The organism is Serratia plymuthica NBRC 102599 (assembly GCF_001590925.1).
Taxonomy (GTDB): domain Bacteria; phylum Pseudomonadota; class Gammaproteobacteria; order Enterobacterales; family Enterobacteriaceae; genus Serratia; species Serratia plymuthica.
The window spans coordinates 29,205-50,204 of record NZ_BCTU01000036.1; the positions used below are offsets into that span (position 1 = coordinate 29,205).

The window sequence follows — 21,000 nt, forward strand, 5'->3', positions numbered from 1 at the left end:
CAAGTCACATTATCTCCGTCCACGGTAAATGCCGTGGACGGACGACTCGACGATCAGTGGGATAAAACGCTCAAATCCAGATACGCCCCCAGCGCCTGCCGCTCAGGTTGCGGCAGATGCGGGATCTCCCCCAGCAATGGCGCAGGCAGCATACGGCGCAGCGTAGCCAAATATTCCTGATGACGGCGGCCCGGTGCGGTGACGTCGTTGGCAATCCACCCGACAAGCTGCAACCCCGCCTGCTGGATCGCCTGCGCGGTCAGCACGGCATGGTTAATGCAACCCAGTTTGATCCCTACCACCAGGATCACCGGCAGTTGCTCCTGCTGTACCCAGTCGGCGAAGGTATGCTGCTCGGAAAGCGGCGTAAACCAACCGCCTGCCCCTTCGACCAACAGCCAGTCGGCCCTTTGCTCCAGGTGGCGCAGGCCGGCGGAAAGCTGGGCCAGCTCGATTGGCCGCCCTTCGTCGGCACTGACAATGTGCGGCGACGTCGGCTCGGCAAACACATAAGGATTCACCTCCGCGTAGCTCAGCGCCACGGCGCTGTTGGCCTGTAATGCCAGCGCGTCGCCATTGCGCAGCCCCTCGGCCGTCATGTCGCTGCCGGAGGCAACCGGCTTGTAACCGGCCGTGCGATACCCCGCCAAATTGGCCGCCTGCAACAAGGCGCTGCTGGCCACGGTTTTGCCCACCTCGGTATCGGTGCCGGTGACGAACCAACGCTTAATCACGATAAATCACTCCATAAACCAGATGATAGCTGAGCGGGAATTGCCCACCCCGGCGTGGATAGGCAGCCTGTAAAGCGGCAAGCCGCCGACGGGACAGCAAACCGGCTTCGCGCCCCTGATGCAAATGGGTGGCACCAATCCCCTTGAGCGATCGCATCAGCGCCATCACGTCCGGGTAGTTCAAGGTTTGTCGCTCCGTCTCCAGAAGGTGGCGATAGCCGGCACAGGCCGCGTCGATCTGCGCCAACGACAGAAAGTCGTTCACGTGACGCTCGCCGTCTACCTGCTGCCAGGCGTCGCCCAATTCCGCCAGCGAGCCTTCCGCCAGCGTAGAAAACAAAATCACGCCACCCGGCCGGGTTACCCGGTACAGCTCCGCCAAAGCGCGCGGCAAATCGCTGCACCATTGCACCACCAGGCTGCTGAAACAGATATCTACCGCAGCCGCGGGCAGCGGCACATTTTCGATATCCCCCAGCAAATAGTGATCCGCTGCCTGCTGCTGGCGGGCGAATGCCAGCATGCCCGGCGCCAGATCGAGCGCGGTAACCTGCTTCCCCAATTCGCGCCAGCGGCGGCTGAAGTGCCCGGTGCCGCAGCCTGCGTCGAGCAACTGTTCGCCCCGATGCTTCGCCCCCATCCCCAGCAAGCGCTCACCAACATCACGTTGCAGTACCGCCGCCGAATCATAACTGCTCGCCGCACGGCTGAAGGCCGAGGCCACCGCCTGCTTGTTGACCGGCTCAAAGGCTGACGTCATGCAATACCTCCAGCAGGCGATCGATATCCTGCGGCTGATGCGCCGCCGTCAGGGTAATGCGCAGGCGCGCGCCGCCCGGCGGCACCGTTGGCGGACGAATGGCGCTCACCCACAACCCCTGGCCACGCAGCTGCTGCGCCAGATCGAGCGTACGCTGGTTGTCGCCCACCAGCAACGGCTGAATGGCGGTCACCGACGCCGTCAGGGCTAACGGTAACTGGGCCGCACCTTGGCGGAAGCGCTGAATATTGTCCTGCAGCCGGGCGCGTAATTCGTCCCCCTGCTGGATACGCTGCAACGCCGTCTGCAGGGCGCAAGCCTGCGCCGGCGGCATGGCAGTGCTGTAAATCAAATGGCGGGCAAACTGCAGCAGATATTCCGCCGTGGCCTCGTCGCACAGCACGGCCGCGCCGCTGACGCCAAAGGCTTTGCCAAAGGTGACCACCAACAGTTCGGGCCGCACGCCCTGCTGCCAGCAACTGCCGCGCCCCTGTTCGCCGTGAACGCCGATGCCGTGCGCGTCATCGACCATCAGCCAGGCCCCCGCCGCTTGGGTCAGGCGATGCAGCTCCGCCAGCGGTGCGCTGTCGCCGTCCATGCTGAACACCCCTTCGGTCACCGCCAGCATCTGGCCACCGCAGGATTTTGCCAGCAGGCCGGCCAGCGCCTGCGGCTGATTGTGGCGAAAACGCCGCAGTTGGGCCGGTGAATGGGCGGCCGCCTCCAGCAGCGACGCGTGGCTGAGCCGGTCCGCCAATATGCGATCGTCCGCCTGCATCAGCGCCGCCAGCAATGCCTGATTGGCGGCATAGCCGGAGATAAACAGCAGCGCACGCGGGTAACCGAGCCACTCCGCCAGTTGCTGTTCCAGCGCCTGATGCGCCGCACAGAACCCGGTGACGTGCCCGGAGCCGCCGCTGCCGACGCCATACTGCTGGGCGCCCTGCTGCCAGGCGGCGATCACCTGCGGATCCTGGCTCAGGCCAAGATAGTCGTTGCCGGAAAAGTTCAGGTAGCGCTCGCCGCCCAGCTGAATATGGCGGCCATTGCCGCCCTGGTTCACCTGGCGATAACGGTAAGCGGCATTCTGCTGCCGCTCCTCCAGCGCCTGTTCAATACGTTGTTGCCAGCTCATTACAGCGCCGCGTTGTAAAACTCAGCGGTATCGGCATGCAGCAGTTGCTCCGCCAGTACCTGTTGCTGCTGGTTGTCGCCGTGCTCGGTTTCGGTCTGCTGCGGGTTGAGGCCCAACTTGCGGAACAGTTGCAGATCTTTGTCTTCTTCCGGGTTTGGCGTGGTCAGCAGTTTGCAGCCGTAGAAGATGGAGTTGGCGCCGGCCATAAAGCACATCGCCTGAGTTTGCTCGTTCATTTGTTCGCGACCGGCGGAAAGGCGGACGTAAGAGGCCGGCATCATGATGCGCGCCACCGCGATGGTACGGATGAAATCGAACGGATCGACGTCATCGTTATCCGCCAGCGGCGTGCCTTTTACCTTCACCAGCATGTTGATCGGCACGCTCTCCGGCGGTGTCGGCAGGTTAGCCAGCTGCACCAGTAGCCCGGCGCGGTCACGCACCGTCTCACCCAGCCCGACGATGCCGCCGGAACAGACTTTAATGCCCGCCCCGCGCACCTTGTCCAGCGTGTCCAGACGTTCCTGATAGCTGCGGGTGGTGATGATGTTGCCGTAAAACTCCGGCGAGGTGTCCAGGTTGTGGTTGTAATAATCCAGCCCGGCATCCGCCAGCCGTTCTGCCTGGGTGTGGTCAAGCGTGCCCAGCGTCATGCAGGTTTCCATGCCCATCGCCTTCACCCCCTGCACCATCTGTTGCAGATAGGGCATATCGCGCTCGTGCGGGTTCTTCCACGCCGCCCCCATGCAGAAGCGGGTCGATCCATTCGCTTTGGCCTTGCGTGCCGATTCCAGCACCTGTTCCACCTGCATCAGCCGCTCCGTCTCAAGACCGGTTTTGTAGCGCGAACTTTGCGGGCAGTATTTGCAGTCTTCCGGACAGGCGCCGGTTTTGATTGATAACAGCGTGCTCACCTGCACCTGACGCGGGTCAAAATGCCGGCGGTGAACGGTCTGGGCTTCAAACAACAGCTCAAGTAACGGTTTATCAAACAAGGTCTGGGCGAGACCTACTGTCCAGTGAATGCGATCGGCCATCACGGCGTCTCCAAAAATGAAAAAAGTGTCGTCAGTGTAGATATTGTGGATATACTGTCAACCATTACGAATATGATTTGGTTTACAAGCATGTTTATCAGCGCCTCCGACCTTGAATTCGACCAGCGCCATATCTGGCACCCGTACACCTCCATGAGCCATCCATTGCCCTGCTATCCGGTAGAGGCCGCCAGCGGCGTCGAGCTGCAATTGGCCGACGGCCGGCGCCTGGTAGACGGCATGTCTTCCTGGTGGGCGGCGATCCACGGCTATAACCATCCGCAGTTGAACCTGGCCGCCACCCGGCAACTGGAAAAAATGTCACACGTGATGTTCGGCGGCATCACCCATCCTGCCGCTATCGCGCTGTGCCGCAGGCTGGTGGAGATGACGCCGGAGGCGCTGCAATGCGTTTTTCTGGCGGATTCCGGCTCGGTGGCCGTCGAAGTGGCGCTGAAGATGGCGCTGCAATACTGGCAGGCGCGTGGGGAACGGCGGCAGCGTATTCTGACCCTGCGTCACGGCTATCACGGCGATACCTTCGGTGCAATGTCGGTGTGCGATCCGGACAACTCGATGCACAGTCTGTATCAGGGCTATCTCGCGCCGCACCTGTTCGCCACCGCGCCGCAGTGCCGTTTTGATGAACCCTGGAATGAAAACGACATTGCGCCGTTCGCCGCGCTGCTGGAACAGCACGCCGGGGAGATCGCCGCAGTGATTCTGGAGCCGGTGGTGCAAGGCGCAGGAGGGATGCGCATTTACCACCCCACCTACCTCAAGCGGGTGCGCGAGCTGTGCGACCAGCATCAGATACTGCTGATTGCCGATGAAATCGCCACCGGATTTGGCCGCACCGGCAAGCTGTTTGCTTGTGAGCACGCGGAGGTGGTACCGGATATTCTCTGCCTGGGCAAGGCGCTGACCGGCGGTTATATGACGCTGTCGGCCACTCTGACCACCCGCCACGTAGCGGAAACCATCAGCAATGGCGCGGCGGGCTGCTTTATGCACGGGCCGACCTTTATGGGCAACCCGCTGGCCTGCGCGGTGGCCGAAGCCAGCCTGTCGCTGTTGGCGGAAAACCATTGGCAACAGCAGGTCGCCGCCATCGAAACGCAGCTAAAACAGCAGCTATTGCCGCTCCTGTCGCGGCCAAAAGTGGCGGATGTGCGAGTGCTGGGGGCTATTGGCGTGGTGGAAATGCGCGAACCGGTGGACGTGGCACAGTTGCAGCGCGGTTTTGTCGAGCGCGGAGTGTGGATCCGGCCATTCGGCAAGCTGATTTATCTGATGCCGCCTTACATCATTCAGCCTGATCAGCTCAGCCGGTTGACCGCCGCCGTGGCCGCAGCGGCGAGCTAACGGCTTACCAGTGCTGGTCCAGATAGCGGGCCAGCAACACCAGACACAGCACCCACAATAAAATGATCATCACCGCCGCCATGCGGCCGGTGGGATTATCGATACGCCGTTGCGCCTTCTCCCGCAGTTCCGCCATCAGCGGCTGGGGGATCAGGCGTACCGCCAGCATGATGCCCAACGGCACGATGATCACGTCGTCCAGATAGCCCAGCACCGGGATAAAGTCCGGGATCAAATCGATAGGCGACACCGCATAACCCGCCACCAGCAGGGCGATCAATTTGGCATACCAGGGAGTGCGCCGATCGCGGGCCGCCAGCCACAGCGCATAAATGTCGCGCTTGATGCCCTTGGCCCAGCGGCGCAGCCAACCAAACCACGGCGTGCGTTTTTTGAATGAAATCATGATTACTTTTATCGATCTGTGAATTATTGATGTCACGTATGTAGCTTCGGCGTTAACGAGGATAACTCATCGATGAGGCCGCTGGCGAGATGCAATGACGCTTGTGTTATCGCGCCAAAAAGGTCTAGCTTAGGCATTCAGCTTTTACCGACCCATGGAGTCATTATGAGCTTTCGTTTGTACAGCAACGATCTGCAAGACGGCGCGAAAATGCCGGAACGCCAGGTGTTTAACGGCATGGGCTATCAGGGCGATAACCTGTCGCCACATCTGGCCTGGGATGGCGTGCCGGAAGGCACCAAGAGCTTCGTGATGTCGGTGTACGATCCCGATGCCCCGACCGGCTCCGGTTGGTGGCACTGGGTGGTGGCCAATATCCCGGCGCAGACGCGCGAACTGCCGCAGGGCGCAGGCTCCGGCAAAGGCGGTCTGCCGGCCGGCGCTATCCAGACCCGCACCGATTTTGGTTCAGCCGGCTACGGCGGTGCAGCCCCTCCGCAGGGTGAAAGCCATCGCTATCACTTCACGATTCATGCATTGGACGTTGAGAGCATTGAGGTGGATGAAAGTTCCAGCGGCGCGCTGGTCGGCTTTAACGTACATTTCCACAGCCTCGGTAGCGCCACACTGACGGTTAAGTACAGCTGAGAACGCTCGGAGCAGGTGTATCCGCCCCGACGGAAAAGTTGATTCGGCGTAGATAATATGAGGCGGCGAAAGTCTATTTACACCGCCGCATACCACGCATTGAGTAATACCCTCTTTCTATACCCTAAATAATTGGAGTTGCATCACAACAGAACCAACGGTTTTGTTGAACAGCGCTTGCGCTGGCCCCTACGGGGCGAGGCTTTGCCGAGTAACGCGGCAAGTTTGTGAATCCCCAGGAGCTTACTCAAGTAAGTGACTGGGGTAAGCAAATGCAGCCAACACAGAGGCAGCTTCAAGTATGACGGGTATCTAACACGCTCACCCACATCGGGCCTTGACCCACCGGATAACGCGCCAGCGTGGTCAGTTTGCCGTTGGTCTGATCGATTTCATAGACGCCGATATGATCGGATTTCTGACCTGCGGCAATCACGAAGCGGCCGCTGTGGTCGATGTTGAAACCGCGTGGCTGTTCTTCGGTCGGATGATGGCCGACCGGCGACAGGGTGCTGCCGTCTTCGGACACTCTGAAAATCGTCAGGATGCTGGCGGTACGGTCGCTGGTATACAGGAAGCGGCCATTCGGCGTGATGTGGATATCCGCCGCCCAGCGGGTGCCGTCGAAATCGTCCGGCATGATATTCACCGTCTGCGTCAGGGTGTATTTGCTGCCGTTTTCAGTGATGACGAACACGTCTACCGTACCGTCCAGCTCGTTCACGCAGTAGGCATAGTTGTCATTGTGGTGGAACGCCATATGACGCGGGCCGGCGCCGGTTGCGGTAGCCACCGCGTCCTGTGCGTGCGGCGTCAGTTTGCCTTCCTGACTCAGGTTGAACAGGCGGATGCGATCTTCTTTCAGGCAAGGCACCAGCAGCAGCTGATTGGTCGGGTCGATGTTGGCCGAGTGCGGCGCGGTCAAACCGTCGATCTGCTGAAGGGGTGCCACAACCACGCCGTCACGGCCGATCGGGCTGACGCTGGTGCAGTTGCCGCTGTAGGACGCAGAGAACAGATAGCGGCCCTGCAAATCGGTGGATATATGGGTTGGGCTGCCCGGCAGCGGCGCCATGCCGGCCTGTTGCAGTTTACCGTCCGCCTCAATGCGGTAGCTGACGATCCCGAAGGCCGGGCGCACGCCGACGTACAGGTGCGTTTTATCCGGGTGGATCGCCATCGGCTGTACCTGGCCCGGTACATCGACGGTCTGCAGCAGCTCCAGTGCGCCGGTGTCATTTAACTGCCACACGTGAATTTGCTGGCTTTCCGGGCTGGCGACATAAACGATTTGCTTCATGTGTTCTCCTTGAAGAGAGTAAAAGAGAAACCGGTTTCAGGTTTTTCGGTTTCCCCTAGCTTACCTCACATCGGTGACATAACAACCCCGGGTTGCAGATGAAATCTGTGCAGTTTTATCCATCGCTTATCCGGTGTACCATCAGGTTAGTTTTGTTGCTAACGATAATGAGATCCCTATGAGCTACCGCGTCATTGCCCTCGATCTGGACGGCACCCTGCTGGACAACCAAAAACGCATTTTGCCGCAGTCGCTGGCGGCCCTGGCTGAAGCACGCGCCGCCGGTATCAAAGTGGTGGTGGCCACCGGTCGCCATCACGTGGCGATCCACCCGTTCTATCAGGCGCTGGAAATAGACACGCCGGCTATCTGCTGCAACGGCACCTATCTGTATGACTTCCAGCAGAAAAAGGTGTTGGCTGCCGATCCGCTGCCAAAAGAGCAGGCCAGGTTGGTGCTGCAAATGCTGAAACAAAGCGGCATTCACGGCCTGATGTATGTGGACGACGCCATGCTGTATCAGGATACCAGCGGCCACATCACCCGCTCGCTGGCCTGGGCGGAAACCCTGCCCCCGGCGCAACGCCCGACGCTGCTTCACGTCAACAGCCTGGTTCAGGCGGTGGACGAGGTGCAATCGATCTGGAAGTTCGCGACCTCGCACGACGATATTCCCGCGCTGCGCAGCTTCGCCGAAACGGTGGAAAAAGAGCTGGGGCTGGCGTGCGAATGGTCATGGCACGATCAGGTAGATATCGCCAAAGGCGGCAACAGCAAGGGCAAACGCCTGCAACAGTGGGTCGAGTCTCAGGGGCTGAGCATGGATCAGGTAGTGGCCTTCGGGGATAACTACAACGATCTCAGCATGCTGGAAGCGGCCGGTCTGGGCGTAGCTATGGGCAACGCCGATGACGCTGTCAAACAGCGCGCCGATCTGGTGATCGCCGATCACCTGCAGCCAGGCATCGCCGACGTGATCCGCACGCGGGTGCTGGGCCAGTAACCCCTTCGCCCTCCCCCTGCGGGAGGGCCGTATTCAGCGCGCCTCGCGGCTGATCGACACGCTTTTCACCTGCGCATAAAGCCACTGCCCCGGCCGGATCGCCAGTTCGTCACGCGCCCACGGCGTAATGCGCGCCCACAGCACGCTTTCCCCCACCGCCAGCTTCACTTCCACCTGCCCGTCGGCCTCCAGACACTCGGTCACCTTGGCCGGCAAGACGTTGCGAATGCTGCTGTTAACCGGCGGCTGCAAGATCAGCGAAACGTCGGCGGCATTGATGCGGATACGCAGTTGCGCCCCCAATGGGGCATCGACCCCGCTGACCCACAGGCGTTGATCGCCCAGCGCCAGCGCGGTCATGGCATAGCGGGAGTGATGTTCGATCACGCTGACGCGCAACACGCTGCTTTGATCTTCCCGCTGTAACCAGGGCCGCAGCGCACTGCTGGCCCAAACCTCTTCCAGCCCGCCGAATGCCCGCACCTGGCCGTTATCCAGCACCATCACCTGTTCCGCCAGACGCAGGATTTCGTCCATGCTGTGGCTGACGTAGAGAATCGGGATATTGACGTCCTGCGCCAGCCGCTCCAGGTACGGCAGCAGTTCGCGCTTGCGCGGCAGATCCAGCGACGCCAGTGGTTCGTCCATCAACAGCAGTTCCGGGGCGGTCAGCAAGGCGCGACCAATCGCCACTCGTTGTTTTTCACCGCCGGACAAGGTCAATGGCAGGCGGTTGAGCAAGGAGCCAATGCCCAACAGCTCAACGATGCCGTCGAACTGCGAGCGCATGCCGGCCGCCATGCCGTATTGCAGGTTGCCGCGCACCCGGTAATGCGGGAACAGGCGCGCGTCCTGAAACACGTAGCCGATGCGGCGTTTTTCCGGCGGCAGGCACAAGCCGCTGGCGGTATCCGCCAGCGTGCGTCCATTGAGCGCTATGCGCCCCTGTTGCAAACGCGTCAGGCCGCCAATGGCGTTGATTAAGGAGGTTTTACCGGCGCCGGACAGGCCAAAAATGGCGGTAATGCCCTGGGCGGGCAGATCCGCGCGCACGTTGAGGTTGAGATCGCCGAGGCGTTGGGAAAAATCCAGCTCCAGCATTTAGATACCCATCCGTTTGCGGCCCCAGCGGGCCAGCCACTCGGAAACCATCAGTGAAACCAGCGACAACGCTATGGCAATGACGCACAGACGCGCGGCGGCGGCTTCCGCTCCCGGCGTTTCAATCAGGGTATACATCGCCAGCGGAATGGTGCGCGTTTCTCCGGGAATATTGGATACAAAGGTAATGGTGGCGCCGAACTCCCCCAGCGAGCGGGCGAACCCCAGCACCACACCGACAATGACCCCAGGCAGCGACAGCGGCAGCGTAATGGTGAAAAACACCCGCCACGGGTTGGCACCCAGAGTGCGGGCAGCCTGTTCGAGGCGGGTATCCACCGCCTCCAGCGCCAGCCGGATGGCGCGCACCATCAGCGGAAACGCCACCACGGCGGACGCCAACGCCGCACCGCGCCAGCTAAAGCTGAAACTGAAACCGAACCAGTCATACAGCCATTCGCCAATCACCCCGCGCCGCCCCATGGCGATCAGCAGTATATAGCCGACCACCACCGGCGGCAGCACCAGCGGCAGGTGGATAATACTGTCCAGCAGCGATTTGCCGGGGAAACGGCAACGCACCAGGATCCAGGCCATCAGAATGCCGAAAGGCAAGCTGCAAACTACCGCCACGGCGGACACTTTCAGGCTCAGTTCAACGGCCTGCCACTCGTACTCACTCAGAATCATTTACGCGGGGAGAATCCATAATGGTGAAAAATAGCCGCCGCTTCCGGGCTTTTCAGATAGTTATAAAAAGCGCTGACGGCCGGTGTTTGATGGCCTTTAACCAACGCCATCGGGTATTCAACCGGTTTGTGGCTGTCTTCCGGGAAGACGCCCACCACGCTGACTTTATCACTGGCTACCGCATCTGAGCCATAAACAATGCCCAACGGCGCTTCGCCGCGCTCCACCAGCGCCATTGCGCTGCGTACGTTGTTGGCCCGCGCCAGTTTAGGCTCCAGCGCGGTCCAAACGCCGAGATTCTGCAAGGCTTCTTTGGCGTAGATCCCCGCCGGTACGTGGTCCGGATCGCCCACCGCCAGGCGGTCGCCGTTCAACAGTTTCGCCCAGTCGGTCTGTTTGTTAAGCGTAATTTTATCCTGTTTGCCGTCTTTGGCGGCGATCAGCACCAGTTCGTTGCCCAACAGCGTATACCGCGTCTCTTTGACCATCTGCTGTTTATCGATGGCGTAGTCCATCCACTGCTGATCGGCGGAAATAAACAGATCGGCCGGAGCGCCCTGCTCAATCTGGCGTGCCAGCGTTGAAGAAGAGGCAAATGAAGAAATCACCTGCACATCCTTGCCTTTCTGATACTGGGTCGCGATATCCTGCAGCGCGTTAGTCAGCGATGCCGCCGCAAAAACGGTAATTTTCTCTGCCGCAGACGCCTGCATGACCATACCGGATGCCAATACAATCCCGCCGACCCATTTAGTCCATTGCTGTTTCATGGTGTTCTCCGCAAGTTAATGTGCAATATCACTCTCGTTATATAAAAAATAATATAACGTTGTGCGGAAGCTTGTCATGCGGTTTATCGGCAGGGGAAGACATAACTTGAGACACCCGCCGAACGGCGCCGGCGGGCGTTGAGATGGGGATGGCTGACGATCAGTGCTGAGTGCGGTTTTCTTTCGAGCGGCCCACTTTGGAGAAAATGTTGAACACTTCCGCCAAACCGTAGATCAGGCCGAGAATGATCGCCATGACCACCGGCACCATTACCACAGCGAACAGCAAACTTTTCAATAATTCCAACATGGTAGCCTCACTTAACTGCCCATTGAGCGGCAATGAACACCGCTACGTAGCGCCATTTTAAACCAAAATAGCGGCTAAAACGGAGTTATTTTAAACATCAGGTGAAATTTGTAACCGGCCAAACGTGCCATTTTGGCGCTTTGCCGGTAAATCGGCGACAATAAGGCTTTTGCAGCCGACAGGACGCGTTATGCAGGCCGAAATCCTCCTTACCCTAAAACTCCAGCAAAAACTGTTCGCCGATCCACGTCGCATCGCGCTGCTCAAGCAGGTCCGGCATACCGGCTCCATCAGCCAGGGCGCCAAACTGGCGGGCATCAGCTATAAAAGCGCCTGGGACGCCATTAACGAAATGAACCAGCTGGCGGAGCAAACGGTGGTGGAACGCGCCACCGGCGGCAAGGGCGGCGGCGGCGCTCAGGTCACCCATTACGGTGAACGGCTGATCCAATTATACGATCTGCTGGGCCAAATCCAGCAAAAAGCCTTCGACGTATTGCAGCAAGACAACCTGCCACTCGACAGCCTGCTGGCGGCAATTTCCCGCTTTTCGCTGCAAACCAGCGCGCGCAATCAGTTCTTCGGCACCGTCATCGAACGCGACCACCGGCAGGTGCAGCAGCATCTGGAGATTTTACTGAGCGATGGAAAAACCCGTCTCAGCGCGGCTCTCACCCAACAAAGCGCCGACCGGCTGCAGCTCGCCCCCGGCAAGGAAGTGTTGGCGCTGATTAAAGCGCCATGGGTGAAGCTGAATACCGATCCGGCCCTCGTCGGGGCAGCGGACAATGCGCTGGCGGGCGTGGTGGCCAGCATCCAGCCAGGCGCCGATCACAGCGAAGTGCTGGTGACGTTGGCGGGCGGCGAAACCCTGTGCGCCACGGTAGCCAATCAGGAACTGCAACAGCTTAAATTGCAACCCGGCAGCGCGGTGCACGCCCTGTTTAACGCCGACCGGGTGATTGTCGCCACGTTGTGCTAAACGCAACGTAACGTTGCGTTTTTGCCGATTGACTTCACCCGCCAATACGCCTATTTCTAAATCAAATAATTGCACAATAAGGAATAGGTAATGTCATCGTTGCACATTTCGCAAGGTTCATTTCGCTTAAGCGATACCCGAACCCTGACGCTGGATGCGCTGGAGATTCGGTCTGGCGACAGTTGGGCCTTTGTCGGCGCCAACGGCAGCGGAAAATCCGCCCTGGCGCGCGCGCTGGCCGATGAGCTGGTGCTGCTGAGCGGCGAACGCCGCAGCGATTTCAGCCGCCAGGTGCGCATCTCCTTCGAACAGTTGCAAAAACTGGTCAGCGACGAATGGCAACGCAACAATACCGACCTGCTCAGCCCCGGCGAAGAAGACACCGGCCGCACCGCGGCGGAAATCATTCAAGAAGAAGTGAAAGACCCGGAACGCTGCGCGCAACTGGCCGCACAGTTTGGCATCACTGCGCTGCTGACGCGCCGTTTTAAGTACCTTTCCACGGGCGAAACGCGCAAAACCCTGCTGTGCCGGGCGTTAATGCCGCAGCCCGACTTGCTGATCCTGGATGAACCCTTCGACGGGCTCGACGTGAATTCCCGCGCCCAATTGGCCGCGCTGCTGAACGATCTCTCCGGGCACGGCTATACCCTGGTACTGGTGCTCAACCGTTTTGACGAGGTGCCGGACTTTATCCGGCAGGTGGGGGTCCTGGCAGATTGCACTCTCGCAAGCCAGGGCACGCGCCAACAGGTGATGGCGGACGCGCTGGTGGCGCAATTGGCGCACAGCGAGAATCTGGATGGCCTGGCGCTGCCGGAAACCGAGGATCCGGCCCAGAAAACCACCTTGCCGACGGATCAACCGTTAATCGTGCTGCATGACGGGGTGGTCAGTTACAACGATCGCCCCATCCTTAATCATCTCGACTGGCAGGTTAACCCCGGTGAGCATTGGCAGATCGTCGGTCCTAACGGTGCCGGTAAATCCACCCTGCTCAGCCTGATCACCGGCGATCATCCACAAGGTTACAGCAACGATCTTACCCTGTTCGGCCGCCGCCGCGGCAGCGGAGAAACCATCTGGGATATCAAACGCCACATCGGCTACGTCAGCAGCAGCCTGCATCTGGACTACCGCGTCAGCTCAAGCGTACGCAACGTGATCCTGTCCGGATTTTTCGACTCCATCGGCATCTATCAGGCCGTGTCTGACCGGCAGCAGCAATTGGCCGACCAATGGCTGGCGCTGTTGGGGTTGGGCGGTTCCCGCGGCGATACGCCGTTTCACAGCCTGTCCTGGGGCCAGCAGCGGCTGGCGTTGATCGCCCGTGCGCTGGTCAAGCATCCGGCGTTGCTGATCCTCGACGAACCTTTGCAGGGGCTGGATCCGATCAATCGCCAACTGGTGCGCCGCTTTGTCGACGTGCTGATCGGCCAGGGCGCCACCCAACTGCTGTTTGTTTCCCACCATGCGGAAGACGCGCCGCAGTGTATTACCCACCGCCTGAGCTTCTTGCCCGACGGTGACGGTTACCGCTATCAGCAGGATCAGCTTGCCTGACATTCTGGATAATCCTGCGGAGGGATGGCCCTGCCACTCATCCGATGACATATCCGGCAACACTTCCTGCGTAACACATCTCAGTGGGCCTTTTATCATAAAGGGATGAAGGATTCATTTTTGGAGAGGCTATGTCCGCCGCACTGATTATTATCGATCTGATCGAGGATCTGATTGGCCCCAAGGGGCGCGCGAATCACTGTCATGAACAGGTGGTGGCGCATAACCTGATTGCCAACACCAATGTCGCTGCGGCCTATGCGCGGGTACGCAAAATTCCGGTGATTTGGGTGCGCGTGGGTTTTGCCGACGATTATCACGATATCCCGCCCCACTCTCCGCTGTTCAACCACCTTAAGCAGATCGGCGCTCTGCGTTTGAGCAGCCCCGGTTGCCAATGGGACAAGGCTTTACAGGTGTTGCCGGTGGATTTTCAGTTCGAAAAGAACGCCGTTTCCGCTTTTGCCGGTAACAATTTGTTAGCCTGGTTGCAGCAGCATCGTTGCCATCACCTGTTGCTGGGAGGCGTCAGCACCCCGCTGGCGATTGAAAGCACCGCGCGGCAGGCTCACGACGCAGGTTTTCAGGTTACCGTATTGCAGGATTTGTGCGCGGCGCCGAGCGAGGAGATACACCAGCAAAGCCTGGATATTTTGCAAAACCTGGCGGAAATCACCCGCTCACAGGCCTGGATGAAAGGGTAAATCAGACAGTTGCCGAATAAACTCACTTCAGATCACTGTCCGGACCTTTGCTGTAACCTCTCTATGTTACTATTCGTCATAGCGCTCAACTTCGCCATACTCACACGCCGCACAGGCACTGAGCGCCGTGTGCATATTTTAAAGGGATAGAGTTATGTGGGGCGTACTTTCGATTTCGTTATTCTTTTTGCCATTTAACCGGCTGATTGCCTGGTTATTTCTGGCCGCATCGGCGGGCATGGGGATGTACCACGGGGTATTGACCCCGCTCAGCCTGGGCTGCGTGTTGGTCATTGCTGCACTGGCCGGCCTGCGGCACCATTACCGCGCCCAACGTAATCTGGCAATACCGCTGGAAGTGCTGGTGGTGGCAAGCTGCGTGGCGCTATTCCTGCATCTGGTGCCGGGGTTCCATAACCAGTTGATGATCGACGGTGAAAAACCCGGCCCGCTCAGCGCGCCGTTCACCATGTATTACAATTTCGACAAAGCGCTGGTGCCATTCCTGCTGTTCGCCTGCCTGTCGACGTTGTTTGCCGCTGAAACCGGTAAAAGCGCCGGTAAAACCGGTTGGATCGCGCTGATACTGGCAGTGCCTGCCTTACTGCTGGTGGCCGTAGCCCTCGGTGGCCTGAAGATTGAGCCGCACGCACCGGACTGGATCCTGGCGTTTGTGATGGCCAATCTGTTCTTTGTCTGTATGGCGGAAGAAGCACTGTTTCGCGGTTATCTGCAGCAACGCCTCACCCAGTGGTTGGGCGCCTGGCCCGCATTGATTATCGCAGCACTGGTGTTTGGCGCCGCACACCTGGCCGGCGGCATGCTGATGGTGGCATTCGCCACGCTCGCCGGGTTGATTTACGGCCTGGCGTGGATGTGGAGCGGCCGCCTGTGGGTGCCGATCCTGTTCCATTTTGGGCTTAATCTGACGCACCTGCTGTTATTCACTTATCCAGTGTATCAACATCCCTGACCTTCTCAGCCGGCAGGAGTCCTTCTGCCGGCGCTATGGATGAAAACGCTATCATCCAACTTATTGCCCTGCTTTCTCTGTCCTAAACCCTCTGCCGTACTGCCTGTGTTCCTTATTACTGCCTCAAGTGTAAACGATTCCATTTTTCGCTCTGGATCACCTTTTTACTCCGTCGGGCATGCTATCTTTTTGCGCATCGTTATCCATTTTAATCTGTAAAGGGCGCGCCTGGAGTGGATGAAAGCGATTACACTCGCCGCGCCGGACAAGAAAAAGGAACCGTAATGACGGATTTTAATCCCATCGATCATCCCCATCGCCGCTATAACCCGCTGACCGGTCAATGGGTATTGGTGTCGCCGCACCGCGCCAAGCGCCCATGGCAGGGCCAACAGGAATCCGCGCAGCAGGAAACGCTGCCGCAGCACGATCCGGACTGCTTCCTCTGCCCAGGCAATACCCGCGTTACCGGCGATAAAAACCCGGATTATCAGGACACCTATGTGTTCACCAATGACTTCGCCGCGCTGATGACGGATACGCCGCAGGCACCGGAAAGCCAGGATCCGCTCATGCGCTGCCAGAGCGCGCGCGGCACCAGCCGGGTCATCTGCTTCTCCCCCGATCACAGTAAAACCCTGCCGGAACTGACGCTTGCGGCTCTGGAGCAGGTGATTGCCACCTGGCAAGAACAAACTGCCGATCTCGGCCGCAGCTATCCGTGGGTCCAGGTATTTGAAAACAAAGGGGCGGCCATGGGCTGCTCAAATCCGCACCCGCATGGGCAGGTATGGGCCAATAGCTTCCTGCCGAACGAAGTCGAGCATGAAGACCGCCTGCAGCGCGAGTATTTCCAACAGCACCAATCCCCTCTGTTACTGGATTACGTGCAGCGTGAACTGGCTGACGGCAGCCGTACGATCGTTGAAACCGAACACTGGCTGGCCGTAGTGCCCTACTGGGCCGCCTGGCCGTTTGAAGCGCTGCTGCTGCCGAAGGCCGCAGTGCAACGCATTACCGATCTGAGCGCCGCGCAGAGCAGTGACCTGGCCGTAGCGCTGAAAAAGCTGACCAGCCGTTACGACAATCTGTTCCAGTGCTCTTTCCCCTATTCCATGGGCTGGCACGGCGCACCTTTCAACGATGCGGATAACCGTCACTGGCAGTTGCACGCCCATTTCTATCCGCCACTGCTGCGCTCCGCCACGGTGCGTAAATTTATGGTGGGTTACGAGATGCTGGCGGAAACCCAGCGCGATCTGACTGCAGAACAGGCCGCAGAGCGTCTGCGCGCCGTTGACGACATTCATTACCGTGAAGCCGGAGCCAAACAATGAGTTTGAAAAATATTACCCATACCATTTTTACCGAACGCTTTGGCTACGCGCCCGCGCTGACCATTCAAGCGCCAGGACGAGTGAATTTGATCGGCGAACATACCGACTATAACGACGGTTTCGTATTGCCGTGCGCCATTGATTACCAAACGGTGATCGCCGGAGCCAGACGTGACGATCGCCAGATCCGGGTGATCGCGGCCGATTACGACGGCCAGTTGGATCAATTCTCTCTCGACGATCCGATCGTCAGTCACCCGGACCAGCTTTGGTCCGATTACGTGCGCGGCGTGATCAAACACCTGCAACTGCGCAACGTCAATTTTGGCGGCGCGGATCTGGTGATCGCCGGCAACGTACCGCAAGGCGCCGGCCTCAGCTCTTCCGCCTCACTGGAAGTGGCCGTTGGCCAGGTGATGCAGGCGCTGTATGAACTGCCGCTGGATGGCGTAGCCTTGGCTTTGAATGGCCAGGAGGCGGAGAATCAGTTTGTCGGCTGCAATTGCGGGATCATGGATCAGCTGATTTCCGCCCTCGGTGAACAGGATCATGCCTTGCTGATCGATTGCCGTTCACTGGAGACCCGTGCGGTGTCGGTCCCGGAAAATATTGCCGTGGTGATCATCAACTCCAACGTGAAGCGCGGGCTGGTGGACAGCGAATACAACACCCGTCGCGAACAATGCGAAGCCGCCGCGCGCTTCTTCGGCGTCAAGGCACTGCGCGACGTCAGCCCGGAGCTGTTCTTCCCGATCCAGCATGAATTGGATCCGATCGTCGCCAAGCGAGCGCGCCACGTAATCACCGAAAACGATCGCACCCTGGCCGCCGCAGATGCATTGGCGGCGGGCGATATGAAACTGATGGGCAGGCTGATGGCGGAATCTCACGCTTCAATGCGGGATGATTTTGCCATTACCGTGCCGCCGATCGACCAGTTGGTGGAGATAGTCAAAAAGGTTATCGGCGATCGCGGCGGCGTGCGCATGACCGGCGGCGGTTTTGGCGGCTGCATAGTGGCGCTGATGCCGCAAGAATTGGTGGAACAGGTACGCGAGACGGTTGCGCGGGAGTATCCGTTGCAAACCAACGGACTGCGAGAAACCTTTTACGTTTGCAAGGCATCAGCGGGGGCCGGAATATGCTGACAGACAGCCTGCAACTGGCCCCTGATGGCCAGCCCTACCAGCTAACCCGGCTGCAAAACGCCGGCGGGATGACGGTCACGCTGATGGATTGGGGCGCTACCTGGCTTTCCGCCGTGCTGCCGCTGAAATCGGGCAAAACGCGTGAACTGCTGCTGGGCTGCCGGACACCGGCGGATTACCAGCGGCAAGCGGCCTATCTTGGCGCCACCGTCGGACGCTATGCCAACCGTATCGCCTACGCCAGTCTGCTGGTCGGCAACAAGCCGCATCCGCTGCTCGCCAATCAAGGGGAACACCAATTGCACGGCGGGCCGGAAGGCTTCAATGCCCGTCGCTGGCGGATTGTTCAACAAGATACGCAGCAGGTGAGTTACGCGCTGCATTCACCCGACGGCGACCAGGGATTTCCCGGCAATCTTGAGGTTCAGGTCAATTACCGGCTCACTGCCGATAACCGGCTGGAAATCAGTTACCAGGCCCGGACCGATCGCGCCTGCCCGGTCAATCTGACCAACCACGCCTATTTCAATCTGGACGGCGCCGACACCGACGCCCGTCGGCAACGGCTGCAGCTGTTTGCCGACCGTTATCTGCCGGTCGACAGCGAGGGCATACCCAACGCCGAACTCACGCCGGTGGACGGCAGCGGCATGGATTTTCGCCACCCGAAAACGCTGCTGCAGGATTTCCTGCGCGACCGCGATCAGCAGCGGGTAAAAGGGTACGATCATGCCTATCTGCTGCACCGTACCTGCGGCGCATTGGACTGCCCGGCGGCACACCTGTGGTCGGCGGACGGTCAGGTGCAGATGAGCGTCTTCACCAGCGCGCCGGCGCTGCAACTGTACAGCGGCAATTATCTGGACGGCACACCGGCACGTGATGGCGGCAGCTACGCCAGTTACGCCGGCATAGCGCTGGAAAGCGAGTTTTTGCCGGACAGCCCGCACCACCCGGAATGGCCGCAGCCGGACTGTTGGCTCAAGCCGGGGCAGCAATATCAAAGTGCCACCCATTATCAGTTTTATCCTATCTGAACCACCACGCCCCTTGCCATGCGGCCGGGGGCCGTTTGTTATAAATGCTTACCTTTTTACACGCCGGCCCCACCGGCACCTGCCTTTCCTTATTCCAAAGCTCACACTAGAATCAGGCTACGGTGATAAGCACAACACCTTGTGCTGCGTCACAATTTTCGGCCATCTCTGGCCGGTCAATAGCTGAAGGAACACCTATGCGTCTGATTACTGCACTCCCATTACTGGCGGGTTTACTGCTGAGCACCAACCTGATGGCTGCCGATACCGCAACCGCAACAAAAACGCCTTCACCGGCGCAGGCTGCTCAGCAGAAGCGCATGACTGATTGTAATCAACAAGCCTCCACCAAAACGCTGAAAGGCGCGGACCGCACGACCTTCATGAGCACCTGCCTGAAGGCAGAAGGTTCCACTTCAGCGAAAACCCTGACGCCGCAACAGCAGAAAATGAAAACCTGTAACGCCGATGCAAAAACCAAAAGCCTGAAAGGCGACGAGCGTAAAACCTTTATGAGCAACTGTCTGAAAAAATCTGCCTGATTGCCCTTCGCCAGCGGCACGGCCGGATCTCATTCCGCCGTGCCGATTTCCCCGTGACGCCCGCCTGATCGATTCAGCTTTTCCTCAGAACAGCACTTACTTTGCGGCAAGAAATTGGCTATGGTTAGACACTATCGATTGCCGAGCCACCGGCCGCGGCAATATAATGATTTTCGTTATCATTGAAATGTCAGATTATTAAGGAGTTAAGCTATGGCTGTAACTAAGCTGGTTCTGGTGCGTCACGGCGAAAGCCAGTGGAACAACGAAAACCGCTTTACCGGTTGGTATGATGTTGATTTGTCCGACAAAGGTCGCACCGAAGCGAAAGCAGCAGGCAAGCTGTTGAAAGATGAAGGTTTCTCTTTTGACTTTGCTTACACCTCCGTCCTGAAGCGTGCGATCCATACCCTGTGGAACATCCTGGACGAACTGGATCAGGCTTGGCTGCCGACTGAAAAATCCTGGAAGCTGAACGAACGCCACTACGGTGCGCTGCAGGGTCTGAACAAGGCTGAAACCGCTGAGAAATACGGTGACGAGCAGGTTAAGCAATGGCGTCGCGGCTTCGCCGTTACCCCACCAGAGCTGACCAAAGATGATGAGCGTTACCCGGGCCACGACCCACGTTATTCGGCGCTGACCGAAAAAGAGCTGCCGCTGACCGAAAGCCTGGCGCTGACCATCGATCGCGTGATCCCTTACTGGGACGAAGAAATTCTGCCACGCATCAAAAGCGGCGAGCGCGTTATCGTTGCCGCGCACGGCAACTCGCTGCGTGCGCTGGTGAAATACCTGGATAACCTGAGCGAAGATGAGATCCTCGAACTGAACATCCCAACCGGCGTGCCGTTGGTGTATGAATTCGACGAAAACTTCAAGCCAATCAAACGTTACTACCTGGGCAATGCCGACGAGATCGCTGCTAAAGCGGCCGCCGTGGCAAACCAGGGTAAAGCGAAGTAATTTTCGCCCGTTGATCCCGGTTTGGCCGGTAATGCAGATCGTTTAAGAGCACATAAACAATCCTGTAAATAAGAGAAAATCCGGAGTCAGTCCCCTGACTCCGGATTTTTTTATGTCTAAACCCGGTAACTTTCTCAGCATGCAAGCGTGGGATCGCTGTTATCGAGCTCTAGACACGGGCCACCGATGCAAGGACCTGCCCCTCGAATACCTGATGGCATTTTGATGATGGGCCAAGAACGTAGCGGTTATCTCCGTTATTACTTTCACCCCGGAAACGGCCAAAAATCCGAATTTTGGCAGGGAGAGCTGCTCAACATTTACACCGCAGCCGGTCATGACCTATTATCCATAGATAAGGACCGCAATGGACGACGACACAAGGAATGTATCACGATGTCAGCACTAGAGTTTCCCTGCACTATATTCAAAACCCAAAAACGAATGGACGACTATGGCGCGGAGGATATGCGCTGCGGTGATTTAAGT

23 protein-coding genes are annotated in these 21,000 nt (G+C 58.8%); 13 read left to right on the forward strand and 10 right to left on the reverse strand.

The genetic code is table 11. From position 1 onward, the window contains the following. Positions 1-53: 53 nt before the first annotated feature. Genes bioD through bioB form a run of 4 tightly spaced genes read right to left on the reverse strand, consistent with a single transcriptional unit; the run spans position 54 to position 3,666 of the window. The gene (bioD, locus tag SPL01S_RS22000; protein WP_062869970.1) at positions 54-734 is read right to left on the reverse strand and encodes a dethiobiotin synthase; all 681 of its coding nucleotides are present in this window, start codon (positions 732-734) and stop codon (positions 54-56) included. Continuing rightward, positions 727-1,494, reverse strand: coding sequence for a malonyl-ACP O-methyltransferase BioC (bioC, locus tag SPL01S_RS22005; RefSeq protein WP_063202838.1), 768 nt, complete (start codon positions 1,492-1,494; stop codon positions 727-729). The genes bioD and bioC overlap by 8 nt, the downstream gene beginning before the upstream one ends. Beyond that, entirely contained in the window at positions 1,478-2,629 is a 1,152-nt protein-coding gene (gene bioF, locus SPL01S_RS22010) for an 8-amino-7-oxononanoate synthase (protein ID WP_063202840.1), read from the reverse strand. Before bioF ends, bioC begins: the two co-directional genes overlap by 17 nt. Then, the gene (gene bioB, locus SPL01S_RS22015; protein ID WP_004941874.1) at positions 2,629-3,666 is read right to left on the reverse strand and encodes a biotin synthase BioB; all 1,038 of its coding nucleotides are present in this window, start codon (positions 3,664-3,666) and stop codon (positions 2,629-2,631) included. The genes bioF and bioB overlap by 1 nt, the downstream gene beginning before the upstream one ends. 90 nt (positions 3,667-3,756) lie before the next feature. Here bioB and bioA point away from each other — a divergent pair, with 90 nt between their 5' ends. Then, positions 3,757-5,031 (forward strand): adenosylmethionine--8-amino-7-oxononanoate transaminase, encoded by a 1,275-nt coding sequence (bioA, locus tag SPL01S_RS22020; RefSeq protein WP_063202860.1) that lies wholly within the window; start codon positions 3,757-3,759, stop codon positions 5,029-5,031. Between the two features lie 4 nt (positions 5,032-5,035). Here the strand turns inward: bioA and SPL01S_RS22025 are convergent, their stop codons facing one another. Next, a complete protein-coding gene (locus tag SPL01S_RS22025; RefSeq protein ID WP_004941868.1) occupies positions 5,036-5,437 on the reverse strand; it encodes a YkvA family protein in 402 nt (133 codons plus the stop codon). Between the two features lie 165 nt (positions 5,438-5,602). On the opposite strand from SPL01S_RS22025, the gene SPL01S_RS22030 reads away from it, so the two are divergent. Next, positions 5,603-6,085: a kinase inhibitor gene (locus SPL01S_RS22030; protein WP_063202841.1), complete on the forward strand. Its 483-nt coding sequence runs from the start codon at positions 5,603-5,605 to the stop codon at positions 6,083-6,085. A gap of 295 nt (positions 6,086-6,380) precedes the next feature. Here SPL01S_RS22030 and pgl read toward each other — a convergent pair whose 3' ends face one another. After that, a complete protein-coding gene (pgl, locus tag SPL01S_RS22035; RefSeq protein ID WP_063202843.1) occupies positions 6,381-7,385 on the reverse strand; it encodes a 6-phosphogluconolactonase in 1,005 nt (334 codons plus the stop codon). Between the two features lie 178 nt (positions 7,386-7,563). On the opposite strand from pgl, the gene SPL01S_RS22040 reads away from it, so the two are divergent. Further along, positions 7,564-8,388, forward strand: coding sequence for a pyridoxal phosphatase (locus SPL01S_RS22040; protein ID WP_062869965.1), 825 nt, complete (start codon positions 7,564-7,566; stop codon positions 8,386-8,388). A gap of 33 nt (positions 8,389-8,421) precedes the next feature. Here SPL01S_RS22040 and modC read toward each other — a convergent pair whose 3' ends face one another. The 4 genes from modC to SPL01S_RS24900 form a co-directional block, all read right to left on the reverse strand. Then, complete coding sequence (gene modC, locus SPL01S_RS22045) at positions 8,422-9,489, reverse strand: molybdenum ABC transporter ATP-binding protein ModC (protein WP_063202845.1); 1,068 nt, start codon at positions 9,487-9,489, stop codon at positions 8,422-8,424. Further along, positions 9,490-10,179: a molybdate ABC transporter permease subunit gene (modB, locus tag SPL01S_RS22050; protein WP_004941851.1), complete on the reverse strand. Its 690-nt coding sequence runs from the start codon at positions 10,177-10,179 to the stop codon at positions 9,490-9,492. Continuing rightward, positions 10,176-10,949 carry a molybdate ABC transporter substrate-binding protein gene (gene modA / locus SPL01S_RS22055; protein WP_063202847.1) on the reverse strand — a complete coding sequence of 258 codons (774 nt, stop codon included), beginning with the start codon at positions 10,947-10,949 and terminating at the stop codon, positions 10,176-10,178. Before modA ends, modB begins: the two co-directional genes overlap by 4 nt. A 160-nt stretch (positions 10,950-11,109) precedes the next feature. Beyond that, a complete protein-coding gene (locus tag SPL01S_RS24900) occupies positions 11,110-11,259 on the reverse strand; it encodes an AcrZ family multidrug efflux pump-associated protein (RefSeq protein WP_004941845.1) in 150 nt (49 codons plus the stop codon). Between the two features lie 190 nt (positions 11,260-11,449). Here SPL01S_RS24900 and modE point away from each other — a divergent pair, with 190 nt between their 5' ends. The 10 genes from modE to SPL01S_RS25800 all read left to right on the forward strand — a co-directional run. Continuing rightward, the gene (modE, locus tag SPL01S_RS22060; protein ID WP_062869963.1) at positions 11,450-12,241 is read left to right on the forward strand and encodes a molybdenum-dependent transcriptional regulator; all 792 of its coding nucleotides are present in this window, start codon (positions 11,450-11,452) and stop codon (positions 12,239-12,241) included. 90 nt (positions 12,242-12,331) lie between these two features. Beyond that, the gene (modF, locus tag SPL01S_RS22065) at positions 12,332-13,804 is read left to right on the forward strand and encodes a molybdate ABC transporter ATP-binding protein ModF (RefSeq protein WP_063202849.1); all 1,473 of its coding nucleotides are present in this window, start codon (positions 12,332-12,334) and stop codon (positions 13,802-13,804) included. 131 nt (positions 13,805-13,935) lie between these two features. Next, complete coding sequence (locus SPL01S_RS22070) at positions 13,936-14,508, forward strand: cysteine hydrolase family protein (protein WP_004941837.1); 573 nt, start codon at positions 13,936-13,938, stop codon at positions 14,506-14,508. Between the two features lie 154 nt (positions 14,509-14,662). Next, positions 14,663-15,481: a CPBP family intramembrane glutamic endopeptidase gene (locus SPL01S_RS22075; protein WP_063202851.1), complete on the forward strand. Its 819-nt coding sequence runs from the start codon at positions 14,663-14,665 to the stop codon at positions 15,479-15,481. 284 nt (positions 15,482-15,765) lie between these two features. Then, positions 15,766-16,818, forward strand: a complete 1,053-nt coding sequence (galT, locus tag SPL01S_RS22080) for a galactose-1-phosphate uridylyltransferase (RefSeq protein WP_063202853.1) — start codon at positions 15,766-15,768, stop codon at positions 16,816-16,818. Continuing rightward, positions 16,815-17,966: a galactokinase gene (gene galK / locus SPL01S_RS22085; protein WP_063202855.1), complete on the forward strand. Its 1,152-nt coding sequence runs from the start codon at positions 16,815-16,817 to the stop codon at positions 17,964-17,966. Before galT ends, galK begins: the two co-directional genes overlap by 4 nt. Beyond that, positions 17,960-19,003 (forward strand): galactose-1-epimerase, encoded by a 1,044-nt coding sequence (galM, locus tag SPL01S_RS22090; RefSeq protein WP_063202856.1) that lies wholly within the window; start codon positions 17,960-17,962, stop codon positions 19,001-19,003. Before galK ends, galM begins: the two co-directional genes overlap by 7 nt. Before the next feature lie 197 nt (positions 19,004-19,200). Then, positions 19,201-19,545, forward strand: coding sequence for a PsiF family protein (locus SPL01S_RS22095; protein ID WP_063202858.1), 345 nt, complete (start codon positions 19,201-19,203; stop codon positions 19,543-19,545). Positions 19,546-19,758: 213 nt separating this feature from the next. After that, the gene (gene gpmA / locus SPL01S_RS22100; RefSeq protein ID WP_004941818.1) at positions 19,759-20,511 is read left to right on the forward strand and encodes a 2,3-diphosphoglycerate-dependent phosphoglycerate mutase; all 753 of its coding nucleotides are present in this window, start codon (positions 19,759-19,761) and stop codon (positions 20,509-20,511) included. Between the two features lie 225 nt (positions 20,512-20,736). Beyond that, positions 20,737-21,000, forward strand: a 264-nt coding sequence (locus SPL01S_RS25800; RefSeq protein WP_306303370.1) for a DUF3289 family protein, incomplete at its 3' end; no start/stop codon positions are given.